This window comes from Methylobacterium ajmalii (genome assembly GCF_016613415.1).
GTDB classification, from domain to species: domain Bacteria; phylum Pseudomonadota; class Alphaproteobacteria; order Rhizobiales; family Beijerinckiaceae; genus Methylobacterium; species Methylobacterium ajmalii.
On record NZ_JACWCT010000121.1, the window covers coordinates 1 to 14,607 of the forward strand.

General features: G+C 72.1%; 16 protein-coding genes and 1 pseudogene. 10 read left to right on the forward strand and 7 right to left on the reverse strand.

What is annotated here, in order from left to right; translation table 11 throughout:
• A partial coding sequence (locus HPY23_RS22470; protein ID WP_200649677.1) for a hypothetical protein occupies positions 1–203 on the reverse strand: 203 nt, incomplete at its 3' end.
• A 269-nt stretch (positions 204–472) separates the two neighbouring features.
• Here HPY23_RS22470 and HPY23_RS22475 point away from each other — a divergent pair.
• The 5 genes from HPY23_RS22475 (at position 473) to HPY23_RS22495 (ending at position 5,104) form a co-directional block, all read left to right on the forward strand.
• The gene (locus HPY23_RS22475) at positions 473–850 is read left to right on the forward strand and encodes a PepSY domain-containing protein (RefSeq protein ID WP_091753059.1); all 378 of its coding nucleotides are present in this window, start codon (positions 473–475) and stop codon (positions 848–850) included.
• 35 nt (positions 851–885) lie between these two features.
• Positions 886–1,563, forward strand: coding sequence for a response regulator transcription factor (locus HPY23_RS22480; protein ID WP_048431373.1), 678 nt, complete (start codon positions 886–888; stop codon positions 1,561–1,563).
• 137 nt (positions 1,564–1,700) lie between these two features.
• Positions 1,701–3,077, forward strand: a complete 1,377-nt coding sequence (locus tag HPY23_RS22485; RefSeq protein WP_060850800.1) for a sensor histidine kinase — start codon at positions 1,701–1,703, stop codon at positions 3,075–3,077.
• Between the two features lie 33 nt (positions 3,078–3,110).
• Positions 3,111–4,259 carry a glycosyltransferase family 61 protein gene (locus HPY23_RS22490; RefSeq protein WP_091885845.1) on the forward strand — a complete coding sequence of 383 codons (1,149 nt, stop codon included), beginning with the start codon at positions 3,111–3,113 and terminating at the stop codon, positions 4,257–4,259.
• A gap of 68 nt (positions 4,260–4,327) precedes the next feature.
• Complete coding sequence (locus HPY23_RS22495) at positions 4,328–5,104, forward strand: SHOCT domain-containing protein (protein ID WP_091885842.1); 777 nt, start codon at positions 4,328–4,330, stop codon at positions 5,102–5,104.
• A gap of 149 nt (positions 5,105–5,253) precedes the next feature.
• Here the strand turns inward: HPY23_RS22495 and HPY23_RS22500 are convergent.
• The 4 genes and pseudogenes from HPY23_RS22500 to ispH form a co-directional block, all read right to left on the reverse strand.
• Positions 5,254–5,445 (reverse strand): annotated as a pseudogene (locus tag HPY23_RS22500) (type II toxin-antitoxin system RelE/ParE family toxin); the annotation flags it as partial.
• Positions 5,442–5,726 carry a type II toxin-antitoxin system ParD family antitoxin gene (locus HPY23_RS22505; protein WP_091885839.1) on the reverse strand — a complete coding sequence of 95 codons (285 nt, stop codon included), beginning with the start codon at positions 5,724–5,726 and terminating at the stop codon, positions 5,442–5,444. The pseudogene HPY23_RS22500 and the gene HPY23_RS22505, both read right to left, overlap by 4 nt.
• Before the next feature lie 81 nt (positions 5,727–5,807).
• Positions 5,808–6,782, reverse strand: coding sequence for a homoserine kinase (locus tag HPY23_RS22510; RefSeq protein WP_091885836.1), 975 nt, complete (start codon positions 6,780–6,782; stop codon positions 5,808–5,810).
• A 237-nt stretch (positions 6,783–7,019) separates the two neighbouring features.
• The gene (gene ispH / locus HPY23_RS22515; protein WP_048433975.1) at positions 7,020–8,021 is read right to left on the reverse strand and encodes a 4-hydroxy-3-methylbut-2-enyl diphosphate reductase; all 1,002 of its coding nucleotides are present in this window, start codon (positions 8,019–8,021) and stop codon (positions 7,020–7,022) included.
• 245 nt (positions 8,022–8,266) lie between these two features.
• On the opposite strand from ispH, the gene HPY23_RS22520 reads away from it, so the two are divergent.
• Complete coding sequence (locus tag HPY23_RS22520; RefSeq protein ID WP_060849672.1) at positions 8,267–10,126, forward strand: monovalent cation:proton antiporter-2 (CPA2) family protein; 1,860 nt, start codon at positions 8,267–8,269, stop codon at positions 10,124–10,126.
• Positions 10,119–11,510 carry an MATE family efflux transporter gene (locus HPY23_RS22525; RefSeq protein ID WP_091885833.1) on the forward strand — a complete coding sequence of 464 codons (1,392 nt, stop codon included), beginning with the start codon at positions 10,119–10,121 and terminating at the stop codon, positions 11,508–11,510. The genes HPY23_RS22520 and HPY23_RS22525 overlap by 8 nt, the downstream gene beginning before the upstream one ends.
• A 95-nt stretch (positions 11,511–11,605) precedes the next feature.
• On the opposite strand, the gene HPY23_RS22530 is transcribed toward HPY23_RS22525, so the two are convergent.
• The gene (locus tag HPY23_RS22530) at positions 11,606–12,535 is read right to left on the reverse strand and encodes a LysR family transcriptional regulator (RefSeq protein WP_091885830.1); all 930 of its coding nucleotides are present in this window, start codon (positions 12,533–12,535) and stop codon (positions 11,606–11,608) included.
• A 110-nt stretch (positions 12,536–12,645) separates the two neighbouring features.
• Between HPY23_RS22530 and HPY23_RS22535 the strand changes: the two genes are divergently transcribed.
• The 3 genes from HPY23_RS22535 to HPY23_RS22545 are packed head-to-tail and all read left to right on the forward strand — an operon-like array spanning position 12,646 to position 14,069.
• Positions 12,646–13,410, forward strand: coding sequence for a 3-oxoacyl-ACP reductase family protein (locus HPY23_RS22535; protein WP_244537562.1), 765 nt, complete (start codon positions 12,646–12,648; stop codon positions 13,408–13,410).
• 30 nt (positions 13,411–13,440) lie between these two features.
• Complete coding sequence (locus HPY23_RS22540) at positions 13,441–13,620, forward strand: NAD(P)-binding domain-containing protein (protein ID WP_091885827.1); 180 nt, start codon at positions 13,441–13,443, stop codon at positions 13,618–13,620.
• A 47-nt stretch (positions 13,621–13,667) separates the two neighbouring features.
• Complete coding sequence (locus HPY23_RS22545) at positions 13,668–14,069, forward strand: nuclear transport factor 2 family protein (RefSeq protein WP_091885824.1); 402 nt, start codon at positions 13,668–13,670, stop codon at positions 14,067–14,069.
• Between the two features lie 106 nt (positions 14,070–14,175).
• On the opposite strand, the gene HPY23_RS22550 is transcribed toward HPY23_RS22545, so the two are convergent.
• Positions 14,176–14,502 carry a DUF1127 domain-containing protein gene (locus HPY23_RS22550; protein WP_091885821.1) on the reverse strand — a complete coding sequence of 109 codons (327 nt, stop codon included), beginning with the start codon at positions 14,500–14,502 and terminating at the stop codon, positions 14,176–14,178.
• Positions 14,503–14,607 lie beyond the last annotated feature (105 nt).

Below are 14,607 nucleotides of genomic sequence, written 5' to 3' on the forward strand. Positions count from 1 at the left end.
TCGGCCGTCTCCTCGCCCGAGCCGTCGACCGGCGCTTCGTCCCGGGGGCGGATGCGCAGCAGCAGCGGCGCGCCCGCCTCGGTCACGGCCGCCGGCTCGGCGACCGGACGCTCGGGCGCCGCATCCTGCGCGGCCGCCGGGGCGGCGAAGGCTGCGCCGACGAGGAGCCGGGCGGCGAGGAACGGGACGGCGGCGGGACGCATCGAATCTCCCCGGGTGACGGCCTGCAGGGTCGGACGGCGCGGTGAACGCTGCCTTAACCATAACAGCCGCGCCCGCTTCCGGGTTCACTCGGGTTCACCGCGGCTCGCAGGCCCCGGCGGCTCCCTCGTGCGCGATTCGGACGACGGCCCGGAGCCCGAACGGGCCTTTCGGGTTGACCCGGAGAGGCGGCCGGTCCGGGGCTCCCGCGAGACCCCCGGCCCGGCCGCATTCAGGGTGCATTCAGTGCCCGACGCCGATGGTCCCCGTCATGCGCCAGCTCGCCCTCCTCCTGCTCCCCGCCCTCGCCGGCCTCGCCGGCGCCTCGGGCTGGCTCGCGGCCGCGGAGGAGCGGGACGAGACCGCGACCGGAGCGGTGCCGGCCCGGCCGGTCAAGGCCGTGGAGACGACCCAGACCTGCCTCTCCTCAGGCGACCTGCGCGAGGCGGTGGCGGAGAAGCGGGTGGTCGAGCCGGTGGCGGCGATCCGGGCGGCGCGGGCCGCCGTGCCGCGGGCCGACATCGTGCGGGCCAATCTCTGCCGGCGGGACGAGGCGCTGGTCTACATGCTGACGGCCTTGCGCAAGGACGGGCAGTTCGTGCACGTGATGGTGGATGCCCGGTCCGGGAAAGTGGCCGGGCAGTGGTGATCCCGGGTTTGTCTCGAGCGTGAGAGGGTCGGATCGTGCGTCTGCTCGTGGTCGAGGATGACCGAGACCTCAACCGCCAGGTCGTGAGCGCCCTGGAGGAGGCGGGCTACGCCGTCGACAAGGCGTTCGACGGCGAGGAGGGTGCCTTCCTGGGCGAGACCGAGCCCTACGACTGCATCATCCTCGACATGGGCCTGCCGAAGGCCGACGGCGTCTCGGTGCTGTCGGGCTGGCGCCGGGCGCAGATCAAGACGCCGGTCATCATCCTGACCGCCCGCGACCGCTGGAGCGACAAGGTCAACGGCTTCGATGCCGGGGCCGACGACTACGTCACCAAGCCCTTCCACATGGAGGAGCTGCTGGCCCGGGTGCGGGCGCTGCTGCGCCGCACCGCCGGCCACGCCACGAGCCAGATCGGCGTCGGTCCGGTGGTGCTCGACACCCGCTCGGGCCGCGTCTTCGTCGACGGCAGCCCGGTCAAGCTCACCTCGCACGAGTACCGGCTGCTCTCCTACCTGATGCACCATACCGGCCGGGTGGTCTCCCGCGCCGAGCTGACCGAGCACCTCTACGACCAGGACTTCGACCGCGACTCGAACACCATCGAGGTCTTCGTCGGGCGCCTGCGCAAGAAGCTCGCGGTCGACCTGATCCAGACGGTGCGCGGTCTCGGCTACCTGATCGACGCGGGCACCGGCGGAAAGCAGCCGTGACCGGCCCCGGCCGGGCCGCGGCCGAGGCGCCGAGATCGACCGGCACGGCCGAGACGGGCCTCGCCGGCGCGCCCGCCACGGGCTCGTCCGCCCCGCGAGCCTGGCCGTTCGGCTGGCGGCCGTGGCGCAAGCGCTCGATCGCGGTACGCCTCGCGGTCTCGGCGCTGCTGTCGAGCGCGCTGATCCTGCTGATCGCCGGCCTGATCCTCTCGACCCTCTACCGCGAGACCACCGAGCGCGCCTTCGACAGCCGGCTCCTCGTCTACGCCAACGATCTGGCCACCAACCTCGTCTCGCCCTCCGATTCCGAGGCGCGGGGCTTCGGCTCCCTCGGCGACCCGCGCTTCGACCTGCCGCTGTCGGGCTGGTACTGGCAGGTCGGCCGGCCGAACGCCCGGCCGCGGGACCTGCGCACCTCGCGCTCGCTCGTCGGCGTGCCGCTCCAGCCGCCCGACGACGCGGTCGGCGAGGCCGGGGCCGGGCAGCTGCGCAAGGGTTACGGCAAGGCGCAGGACGACCGGCCCCTGCGCATCATCGAGCGCACCGTCGATCTCGGCGAGGAGGGCCGCTACCTCGTGCGCGTCGCTGGCCCGTCCGACGAGATCGCCGCCGACATGCGGCGCTTCACGCTGGCCCTCACCACCACCTTCGCGCTGCTCGGCCTGTCGCTCGGCCTCACCACCCTCTTGCAGATCCGCTTCGGCCTCGCGCCGCTGATCAAGCTCCGGGCGGCGCTCGGCGCCATCCGCCGCGGCGAGGCCGACCGGATCTCGGGCGAGTACCCGCGGGACATCGCGCCGCTCGCCGGCGAGGTGAACCTCCTGCTGGAGACCAACCGGGAGATCCTGGAGCGTGCCCGCACCCAGGTCGGCAACCTGGCGCACGCGCTGAAGACCCCCTTGAGCATCATCGTCAACGAGGCCTCGGCGGGGGACGCCAACAGCGAGCTCGCCGTGAAGGTCCGCGAGCAGGCCGCGGTGATGCGCGACCAGGTGAACTACCACCTCGATCGGGCCCGCGCGGCGGCGCTCGCCGGCGCGCTCGGCACCTTCACGGACGTCGAACCGGTGGTGGCGGCTTTGGTGCGCACCTTCGGCAAGATCTTCTACGACAAGGACCTGACCTTCGAGACCAGCGTGACCCCGGGCCTGCGCTTCCGCGGCGAGCGCCAGGACTTCGAGGAGATGATCGGCAACCTCGTCGACAACGCCGCCAAGTGGGCCCATGCCCGCGTCTCGATCCGCGCCGAGGTGATCGGCCAGGGCGAGTACCCCCATCTCATCGTCACGGTGGAGGATGACGGGCCCGGCCTGCCGCCCGAGGCCCGGGTGGCGGTGCTGGAGCGCGGCCGGCGCCTCGACGAGACCAAACCCGGCTCGGGGCTCGGACTGTCCATCGTCTCCGACCTCGCCGCCCTGTATCGCGGGCGCCTGCGCCTCGACGCGGCCGCACTCGGCGGCTTAAGGGCAGTGATCGAGGTGCCGGGGGATGCGAGCCCGGCGGCGCAGGCCTGACGGCCCGCGGATGACGGGACACCCCAGGGCAGCATGATTCTGCAGCGGAGCGAAGCGGTCTACGGCCATGCCGAGGTGCGCCAGGGCCGGCCGGCCCTGCGCCTGGTCGAGGATGCGCGCTACCTCGTGCGCACCCCGGGCTGCGACAGGATCCCGGTGATCTTCGACGCCGACGGCCGGATGGTGGCCGAATCCCTCGACCACCACAGCAGCGAGCGCACCCCGACCTGGCAGGCGACCGAGTGGCCGGCCGACCAGGGCCCGGTGACCGAGGAGGCGCCCGCCGGCCCGCACCTCTATGTCGGGGCGATCCACCCGCATTACGGCCACTTCGTCATCAACACCCTGGCCCGGCTCTGGCCGCTCCTCGACCATCCCGAGGGGACGTTGCGCCCGACGTTGCTCTGCCACGGGCCGGGGCTCGGGGCGAACTGGGGCGCCACCCCGTTCATTCCCGAGATCCTCGGCCGGCTGGGCTTGAACGTGATGGACCTCGCCTCGTTCGGGCACCCGGTGCGGATCCCCACCCTGCTGGTGCCCCAGGCGGCCCTGCAGCAGGACGACTACGCCTTCCCGGTGCTGGCCGACCTCTGCGGGCGGATCGGGCGCGGCTACTACGCGCCCGAGGAGGTCGATGCCGACCCCCAGCCGGTCTACCTGTCGAAGACCCGGCTGACCGCGGGCGTGCGGCGCTTTTCCAACGAGTCGGCGGTGACGGCGATCCTGGAGCGCGAGGGGGTGCGGATCGTCCATCCCGAGCTCCTGAGCTTTCCCGAGCAGGTGCGCCTGTTCGCCCGGCACCGGGTGGTGCTCGGGGCCAACGGCTCGGCCTTCCACACCCTGCTCTTCGCCCCCCCGGGCCGGCGGGTGATCGTGCTCTCCGACCGGCTCAAGCTCGGCGGGACCTACCGGCTGATCGACCTCATCACCCGCACGCGGGCGCATTACTACTACCCGGTCGGGACGAGCAGCCACGCCGGCGACGGCTTCACGGTGAACTTCACCCTGCCGGATCCCGAGACGGTGGCCGCCGAGCTGCTCGACAAGATCGCCCGCATCGACACCCTGCGGGAGGACGACATGCGCACCGACCCGGGCGCCTGGCACCTCTCGCCGACGATCCCGCCCCTGCCGCCGCGGCGCGGCGGCCTGCTCACCCGGCTCCTGCCGGGACTCGGCTGACGCCGGATCGCCATTCCCCGCGGGCAGGGACTGCGCTATGCCCGGGCGCCCCCCGGAGCGAATGACCGATGCCCGACCTCGACGCGATCGCCGCCCGCCACGGCGTCGGCCAAGACGCCGTCCGCCACCTCCTCGACGCGCTCGCCCGCGGCCACGGCCGGATGGCGCAGTTCGACCATCCCGACCTCGGCGGCATGGGCCAGTGGACCGCCGGCGGCATGACGATGATCGGCGACATGTTCAATGCCGGCCTCAAGGCCCGGGTCGTGGCGCTCTGCGACGAGCTGGCCCCGCTCGCCGCCGCGATGCCCGGGGAGAACCGGGGATCGAGCCAGAGCCAGGGCCTCGGCTCGGGAGGCTCCTGGAGCGGGTCATCGGTCGGCGGCTCTTGGGTCGGCGGCTCCTGGTGGCCGGACGGCCTCGGCCAGCCGGCGACCTCCGGGTCGCAGAACGACGCGCGCTACGCGTTCTTCCCGCAGGCCCGCCGCCTCGCGATCGAGTCCGGCGGCCGGGTGACGCTCTACGACACCGGCGACCACCGGATCGGCGGCGTCTCGCAGCAGCAGGGTTCGTCCCATTCCCTGGCCTTCACCAGCCAGTTCGGTCCGGTGCGGCTGGAGGAGCTGCCGGTGGTCGGTGCGCCCGGTCCGGCCGAGACCTCCGCTTCCCCGCCGATGCCCGTGCCGGAGACCGCCCCGGAGGCCGTCTCGCCGGCCTCCCCGGCCGCTGCGTCGGGTGGCGACGTGTTCGGGATGATCGAGCGCCTGTCGGAGCTGCACCGCCGGGGCGTGCTGACCGAGGCCGAGTTCGCTGCGAAGAAGACGGAGCTGCTGGCGCGGCTGTGAGGGACAGCCGGCCGGGCGGACACCGCTACGGCGCATCGTCCGCGTCGAAGGCCGCCCGGACGTTGCGGCCGGCATGGAGGGATCCGGTCGATCACCACGTGGTCGCCCATGAGATGGAACGCGATCGTGACGCGGCGCTCGAACCCCGTCACCCGCAATCCCGGGCGAAGATCGTCTCGTCTGCGTCCGCGTTCCGGAAAGGTCGCGAACCCCTCGCAATGCGCCAGGATCCGGTCGACATAGCCGAGGGCGCGCGTCGCCCCGGGCTGCTCGGAGATATAGTCGTAGATTCTCTGAAGATCGCCTTCGGCCTCCGGTGAGACGACGATCGTCAGGCTCACCGATCGGCATCCCGCAGGCGGGCGGCATGGCGCGTCTGGAGCCCGGCGCGCACGTCGTCGACGGATCGCCCGCGGCCGGGATCGCTCGTCATCGCGTCGTAGGTCTTCACGACCTCGTCGCGCAGCCAGGTTTCAACGGCGGCGTCGCGCTCCTGCAACGCTCTCAAGCCGGCTCGCACCACTTCGCTGCCGCTCGCGTAGGTGCCGGATGCGACCAGGGTATCGATGTAGTGCGACTGCGCGTCGGGCAGGCTGAAGGTCCGCTTGGTCGTGGCAGACATGATCGCAGCTCCCGGGATACGGTCGACATCATCGGTATGATTCTTTCATACCGATGATGTCGAGGGAAGAGCCGCTTGCCCTCACCCCGCCACCGGGCTCCACCCATATTCCTCCGCCGCCGCGACCTTGCGGTGGAAGGCGAGCCTGCGGTCGTATTCGAGCGGGTCCTTCGGCTTCACCAGGGCGCCGGGGGGCACGTTGAGCCAGTCGACGAGGCGGGTCAGCATGAAGCGCAAGGCCGCGCCGCGGGCGAGCAGCGGCAGGGCCGCGACCTCGCGCGGTTCGAGCGGGCGCACGGCCTGGTAGGCGGCGATCATCGCCTGGCCCTTGGTGCGGTTGAACGCGTAGTCGGCCTCGAAGCACCAGGCGTTGAGGCAGATCGCCAGGTCGTACGCGAAGGAATCGGTGCAGGCGAAGTAGAAGTCGATCAGGCCCGAGACGTCGTCGCCGAGGAAGAAGACGTTGTCGGTGAAGAGGTCGGCGTGGATGACGCCGCCGGGCAGGTCCTGCGGCCAGGAGCCTTCGAGGAGCGCCAGGTCCGCGCGGGTGCGGGCGGCGAGCCCCGGGGCGACCCGATCGGCCTGCGCCTCCGCCGCCTCGAAGAGCGGGCGCCAGCCCGCCACCGAGAGGGCGTTCGGCCGCTGCATCGGGAAATCGGCTCCGGCGGCGTGCAGGCCGGCGAGCGCCGCGCCCAGCGCCCGGCAATGCTTGACCCCCGGCCGGCGCACCGAGACGCCCTCCAGGAACGACACGATCACCGCGGGCCGGCCGCAGAGGCGCCCGAGGGTGGCACCGTCCCGGGTGCGGATCGGTTGCGGGCAGGCGAGGCCGCGGGCGGCGAGGTGCTGCATCAGGCCGAGGAAGAACGGCAGGTCGTCCTCCCTCACCCGCTTCTCGTAGAGGGTGAGGATGTAGGAGCCGGTGGTGGTGTGCAGGATGAAGTTGGTGTTCTCCACCCCCTCGGCGATGCCCTTGTAGGACAGAAGGTCGCCGATCTCGTAGGCGGCAAGGAAGGCGGCCAGCGCCTCGTCCGGAACCTCGGTGTAGACCGCCACGGCCGTTCTGCTTTGCTCGAAGAAGTGAGATGGAGACGCAGCGTTGGGTGCCGCTACCGGAACCTGAGAAGGTTGGCTCCTTCCCCTCCCCCTTATGGGGAGGGGCTAGGGGTGGGGGTGGTGCAGGAGGCACCGCAGCGCTCCATCCGGCACCACCCCCACGCGGGATCTTCGATCCCCGCCCCCTCCCCACAAGGGGGAGGGGAGGCGCCTCACCTTGCAATCAGTCGTGTGACGCTACTCCGCCGCCTCGCTGCGCAGCTCGCGCGGCAGCGGGAAGACCATGTCCTCGGTCGTGGTCGAGACCGTGTCGACCGTGACCTCGTAGCGGGTCGCGAAGGCGTCGATGATCTCTTCCACCAGCACCTCGGGGGCCGAGGCGCCGGCGGTCAGGCCGAGGCGGCGGATGTCGGAGAACGCCTCCCAGTCCAGGTCCTCGGCGCGGTTGACGAGCCGGGTGATCGGGCAGCCGACCCGCTCGGCGACCTCGCGCAGGCGCTGCGAGTTCGAGGAATTCGAAGAACCGACGACGATCAGCGCGTCAACGAGGGGGGCCACCTGCTTCACCGCCTCCTGGCGGTTGGTGGTGGCGTAGCAGATGTCGTCCTTGTGCGGACCGACGATCTTGGGGAACTTCTGCTTCAACGCCTCGACGATGTGGTGGGTGTCGTCGACCGAGAGGGTGGTCTGGGTCACCCAGGCGAGGTTGTCGCGGCTCTCGGGCTCCAGCGCCTCGATCTGCTCGATATCCTCCACCAGGGTGATCGAGCCCTTGGGCAGCTGGCCCATGGTGCCGACGACCTCCGGATGGCCGGAATGGCCGACCAGCAGCACGTGACGGCCGCGCTTGTGGTGGATCTCGGCCTCGCGGTGGACCTTGGTCACCAGCGGGCAGGTCGCGTCGATGGTGGTGAGCCCGCGGGAGTTCGCGTTCTGCGGCACGGTCTTGGCCACGCCGTGGGCGGAGAAGATCACCGGGGCCTTGCCGTCCGGCACCTCGTCGAGCTCGGCGACGAAGACCGCGCCTTTGCGCTTCAGGCTCTCGACCACGTACTTGTTGTGCACGATCTCGTGCCGCACGTAGACGGGCGGCCCGTAGAGGGCCAGCGCCCGCTCGACGACGTCGATGGCCCGCACCACGCCGGCGCAGAACCCGCGCGGGGCGCAGAGGAGGATCTCGAGGGGCGGCTTCGCGGGCGCGGCGGCACCGGCGTCGGTCTGGTTCACGGAGGCGCTCATGATCCGGGATGTGGCGAGGCGGGGCGGCCCCTGTCAACCTCTTGTGCCATGCATTCGCGCAGATCCCTAGCGCGCGCCCGCGACACCCGGCCCGCAACGTCACCCGCGGCAGGCGCCTCGGGCGGGAAGGGACCGAGGACACGGCCGCATCGCCGCGCCCGCGCCGAACCGGGTTCGCCCGCGGGCCCCGTTCGGGTTAAGGGAGGGAGCCTAAGCCGACCTCGAACCCGGGAGACCCCCGCGCGATGGCGACCGCCGCCGACCACGCCAGCTTCCTGCCGCCGGTCCTCACCTTCCTGTCCGCCGCGGTGATCGGCGTGCCGATCTTCCGCCTGCTCGGGCAGAGCGCGGTGCTGGGCTACCTCGTGGCCGGCGTCGTCATCGGCCCCTCGGGCCTGTCGCTGATCACCGAGCCGGAGACCGCCCGCAGCGTCTCGGAGCTCGGGGTGGTGCTGCTCCTGTTCATCGTCGGGCTGGAGCTCGAGATCTCGCGGCTGATCTCGCTGCGGCGCGACATCCTGGGCCTCGGCACGCTCCAGCTCGGGCTCTGCGCCCTGGCGCTCGGGGGCTTGGGCTTCCTCACCGGCCTGTCGGCGGGGGCCGCGACCGTGATCGGCATCGCGCTCGCGCTCTCGGCGACCGCGGTGGCGCTGCAGCTCCTGGAGGAACGGCGCGACCTCGCCTCGCCCTACGGCCAGCGCGCCTTCGCGGTGCTGCTGTTCCAGGACCTCTCGATCGTCGGCATCCTGGCCTTCCTGCCGCTGATCGCCCAGACCGGCCCGTCGGGCGGCGGCGAGGCCTGGATCGGCACCGCCCTGCAATCGGCCGGGACGGCGGTGGCGGCGGTGATCGGGGTGGTGCTGGTCGGCCGCTACGGCCTCAACCCGTTCTTCCGGCTCTTGGCCGCCAGCGGCGCCCGCGAGGTGATGACGGCGGCCGCCCTCCTCGTGGTGCTCGGCACCGCGCTCCTGATGGAGGAGGTCGGGCTGTCGATGGCGATGGGGGCGTTCCTCGCCGGGCTGCTGCTCGCCGAATCGAACTTCCGCCACCAGCTCGAGGCCGACATCGAGCCGTTCCGCGGCATGCTGCTCGGCCTGTTCTTCATGAGCGTCGGCATGTCGATCGACCTCACCCTGGTGATGCAGAACTGGCTCGGCCTGTTCCTCGCCACGCTGGGGGCGATCCTGATCAAGGTCGCGCTGGTCGCCGGGCTCTTCCGTCTGTTCGGCTCGTCCTGGCTCGACGGCCTGCGCGGTGCCGCCGTGCTGGCGCCGGCGGGCGAGTTCGCCTTCGTGCTCCTGCCGGTGGGCCAGGAGCTCGGCCTCGTCGACGGGCCGTCCGGGCGGCTCGCCATCGCGCTCGCGGCCATCACCATGCTGATCGGGCCGATCGGCGCCAAGGTCCTCGACGGGGTGCTGTCGCGGCGCGCCACCGCGCCCCTCGAACCCGAGCACGAGGTGATCGAGGATGCCGAGGCCCGCGTCCTGGTGATCGGCTTCGGCCGCTTCGGCCACATCCTCAACCAGGTGCTGCTGGCCCAAGGGCTCAGCGTCACGGTGATCGACAAGGACGTCGAGCAGATCCGCAGCGCCGCCCGCTTCGGCTTCCGGGTCTATTACGGCGACGGCACCCGCCTCGACGTGCTGCGCTCGTCCGGCGCCGGCAAGGCCGAGGTGGTCTGCATCTGCATCGACGATCCGGAGGCCACCCTCAAGATCGTCGACCTCGTCCACGCCGAGTTCCCGGCGGCGCGCACCTACGTGCGGGTGTTCGACCGCGTGCAGGCGATCGAGGCGATGGGCCGCGACGTCGACTACCAGATCCGCGAGACCTTCGAATCGGCCCTCGCCTTCGGGCGCGCCACCCTGGAGGCGCTCGGCCTCTCGGCCGAGGAGGCGGCCCGCACCGTCGACGACGTGCGCAAGCGCGACCTCGCCCGGCTGGTGCTGCAGCAGGCCGGCGATCCCCTCGACCGGGCCGACCCGCTGCGCAGCCTGGTGCGGATCAAGCCCGAGCCCCTGACCGCGCCGCTCCACGCCTCGCACGGCCTCAACCCGGAGACCGAGGACATCATCGCCCGCGAGCGGGCCGGCGCCGATGGGTGATCCCCGCCCGCCCGGGACCGACGCCGCGCCCGCCCGCTTCGTCACCGGCTCGACGCTGCGCCACGTCGTCGTGATGGCGGCGACGGGCTCGGTCGGCCTGATGGCGATCTTCGTCGTCGACCTCCTGTCGCTGCTCTACATCGCGCGTCTGGGCGATCCGGTACTGACCGCGGCGGTGGGGTTCGCCACCATCGTCCAGATCTTCGCGGTCTCGATCAACATCGGGATGATGATCGCGGTCGGCGCCCTGGTCTCGCGGGCGCTCGGCGCCGGCGAGGTCGAGCGGGCGCGCCGGCTCGCCGCCTCCGCCCTGGTGCTGGCGGTCGTCGCCGCGGGATTGGTGACCGGGCTGCTGCTGCCGTTCCTCGCGCCCCTCCTCCGGCTGATCGGCGCGGGCCCCGAGACCGTGCCGGCGGCCCGGACCTTCCTGTGGATCGCCCTGCCCTCGAGCCTCGCGATGGCACTCGGCATGGGGTTCTCCGGCGTGCTGCGGGCGATCGGCGACGCGCGGCGCGGCATGAACGTGACGCTCGCCGGCGCCGCGGTGACGGCCGTCCTCGATCCGCTGCTGATCTTCGGCCTGAACCTCGGGGTCGAGGGGGCGGCGATCACCGTCGTGGTCGCCCGCCTCGCCTTCGCCTGGGTGGGGTATTCCGGAGCGGTCGGCGTCCACCGGATGGTGGCGCGCCCGCGCCTCGCGGAGGTGCTCTCTGACGCCGGGCCGATCCTGCGCGTCGCGCTGCCGACCGTGCTCACCAACCTCGCCCCGCCGGTGGCGAGCGCCTTCCTCGCCCACGTCATGGCGGGGTTCGGCACCGCGACGGTCGCCGGCAACGCGGTGGTCGACCGGCTGGTGCCGGTGGCCTTCGGCGGCCTGTTCGCGCTGTCGGGCGCGGTCGGCCCGATCCTCGGCCAGAACTGGGGCGCCGGCCGCTTCGACCGGATGCGCGCGACCTTGCGCGACGCCGCCCTGGTGACCGGCCTCTACATCGCGGTGGTCTGGCTCGCCCTGCTGCTCGCCCGCGCACCGCTGACCGCCCTGTTCGGGCTCGACGGCGCCGCCGCCGACCTGCTGGCCTTCTTCTGCCTCGCGGGCGGGGCGATCTGGTTCTTCAACGGGCTCCTCTTCCTCGGCAACGCCTCGTTCAACAACCTCGGCTTCCCGCTGACGGCGAGCGCCCTCAACTGGGGCCGGGCGACGCTCGGCACCATGCCGACGGCGTGGCTCGGTGCGCATCTCGCCGGGCCGGAAGGGGCGCTGGCCGGGACCGGGATCGGCTCGGCGCTGTTCGGGGTGGTGGGATTGGCGCTGGCGTTCCGGACGGTGGGGGTGCTGGAGCGGCGGGACGGGGCGAATGGGGAGGCGCAGGCTCCACGGGCCTGAGCGACGCCGGCCTCCGCATCGCGACGCGATGGCGCATCAATCGCCGAGCGATCAATCGCGGATCCTATGAAACCCCGATTCGAATCGCACCGGCGCTACCCCGCGCTGCCGGCGAAGCGCTCGGCCATGCGATGCTTCCTGAACGCATCGGTGACCCAGTCGACGAAGGCGCGGGTCTTGGCGGGCAGCAGGGTGCGCGAGGCGTAGTAGAGCGAGATCGCACCCGCATCGGCATACCAGCGCGGGACGAGGCGGACGAGATCGCCCCGGTCCAGGGCCGGGAGCGCGTCCGGGACGGCGAGGAGCGCGACGCCGAGCCCCAGGACCGCCGCCTCGCGCATCGCGCTGGGATCGTTGACGACGACGGTCTCCCGCAGCGGCGCCATCATCGTGCGGCCTGCGTCGTCGCGCATGGTCCAGTGGCGGATGCGGCCGGTCCGCAAGGAGCGCATCACGATGCCGTCGAGAGCCTGGAGCCCGGCCGGGTCGGCCGGCAGCACCCGGTCCCGCAGGTAGATGGGCGCGGCGACCGCGACGATGTGAGCCGGGGCCAGGGTCCGGGCGACGACGCCGGGCGCCAGATCGAACCCGCCGCCGATGGCGACATCGTACCCCTCCGCCACGAGATCGATCGGCCGGTTCTCGAAGTGCCATTCGGGCTTGATGCGCGGGTAGCGGGCGAGCAGGCCCGGAAGCAGGGGTAGGACATGCATCGTCCCGAAGGTCGGCGGCAGGCTGACCTTGAGCGTGCCGGCCGCCTCCCCGCCCTCGACGGAGACGCTGGCGAGGGCGGCCTGGAGACCGTCGAGCTTGTCGGCGATGCCGAGGCGGAGGATCTCGCCCGCTTCGGTCAGGGTCAGCCGGCGCGTCGACCGGTGGAAGAGCCGCACCCCGAGGTGGCGCTCCAGCATCGCCACGTTGCGGCTGATCGCGGCCGGCGTCAGCGACAGCCGCCGGGCGGCTTCCGAGAAGCTGCCATGCTCGGCGCTGCGCATGAAGGCTTCCAGGTTGGCGAGGGATTCCACAGCGGCACCTTCAACGGATCGTTGAAGGCATAACAACCCGTCGGCGGCTAATCCAGGACGAGGGGACGGGCCATTCTTCCCGCCATCGAACCTGCGATGGAGCGACGACCGTGATCCAAGCCTCCCATTCCCAAGCCGGCAAGCTCGCCGGCAAGACCGCCCTCGTGACCGGCGGCTCCCGTTCCATCGGTGCCGCCGTCGCCCGGCGGCTGGCGGCCGAGGGCGCCGCGGTGGCGCTGACCTACAGCGCCTCGCCAGGACGGGCGGCGCAGGTGGTGGCGGATATCGAGGCCGCCGGGGGTACGGCCCTGGCGATCGAGGCCGATGGCGGCGATCCCGCTGCCGTCCGGGCGGCCGTTGCCCGGACGGTCGAGTCCCTCGGCGGCCTCGACATCCTGGTCAACAACGCCGGAATCGCCCTCAACGCCCCGATCGAGGAGGTGCGGTTTACCGATTACGAGCGGATGCTCGCGGTCAACGTGACGGGCGTGTTCGTCGCCACCCAGGAAGCGGTGCGCCACATGAAGGCGGGTGGCCGGATCATCCACATCGGTTCGTCAATGACGCGGTACGCCGCCTTCCCGACGGCCTCGGTCTACACGCTGACCAAGGGCGCGGTATCGGGCTTCAACCGCAGCCTGGCGCGCGATCTCGGCCCGAAGGGGATCACCGTCAACACCGTGCATCCCGGTCCGACTGATACCGACATGAACCCGGCCGACGGGCCGGTCGCGGCCCTCGTCGGCCCCGGCATGGCGATCGGCCGCTACGGACGGCCGGACGAGGTCGCCAGCGTCGTCGCCTTCCTGGCGAGCCCCGAGGCAGCCTTCGTGACCGGCGCGGACATCGTCGCCGATGGCGGCCTCACCGCCTGACCCGGGCCCATCCCGGGAAGGATCGAGATCATGCCCAGTCCCGGCATCATCGGCGCGGGCCGGATCAGCCGCGCCGTCGCCTCCGCACTCGCCCGGCGCGGCATCACGGCCATGCTTGCGAGCCGCCGCAGCCCGGACAGCCTGCGGGAGACCGTCGTCGCCCTCGACCCGATCGTCGCGGCACGCCGCTGCCGGCCCTCGACCTCGTGACGCGCGACTGAACGCGCGGTTCATTCGCCATCGAAGGATGCATCACCATGTCAGACACCGATCCGGCCACCAGCGACACACCGGAGCCCGATTTCGACGGCGTGCTCCGGGCCAACCTGGAGCGCGTCTTCAACGAGCGTGACGCCGGGCGACGGGCGACCGCCCTGGCCGAGCTCTTCGTCGACGAGCCGGTCATGTACGAGCCCGCCGGCGTCGTGGAGGGCCGCGACGCGATCGCTGCGGTCGCCGGAGCCCTGCTGGAGCGGTTCGGCCCGACCTTCCGCTTCGTGCCGACCGGCCGGGCCGTCGGTCATCATGGCCTGGGCTCGCTGTCCTGGCAGGCCGGCCCCAAGGGCGAGCCGGTCACCGTGACCGGGGCCGACGTGGCCGAGATCGTGGAGGGCCGGATCGCCCGCCTGTGGGTACTCCTCAACCCGCCGGTCGACTGAGGTCGCCCCCGATCGTCGCGCGCTCCGGACAGGGTTGGCCCCTCTCCCGGCCGCGAGAGAGGAGCGTGGCGCGCCGTCGGCCGGGCGATTCGTCAGCGCAGGCGCCTCAATGCCCCCTCCCCTCCACCGCCCGCCCATCCCGGGCGGCGACGCGCAGGCTCACGGGCGGCGGCGGGAGCTGGCGCCGGGTGCGACGTCGATGCACCAGGGGCACGGTCGGATCCTGCATGAACGGCAGGTCGAGGGCGCCCATCACGTCGTTGCGGGTCAGCCCGATGTCTTTCAGGCCGCGGTCATCGAGCTCGGCGAGGCGGTAGGCGGCGCGGCGGTTGATCCACAGGACGACGATCCGCGCCACGATCTGCGCGGCCTTGCGGCCGTAGCCGGGCGCCAGCGCGAGAACACCGAAGAGGGGAGCAAAGCTGATCGTCATCGTGATCTCCGGCGGGAGCTGTCGGCGAACCTCGTCATGCGCCGGCCATCGCTCTTCCGCTGCGTCCGTCATAGCGCCGCTTGGTCGATGCGTTGAGCGAATGCT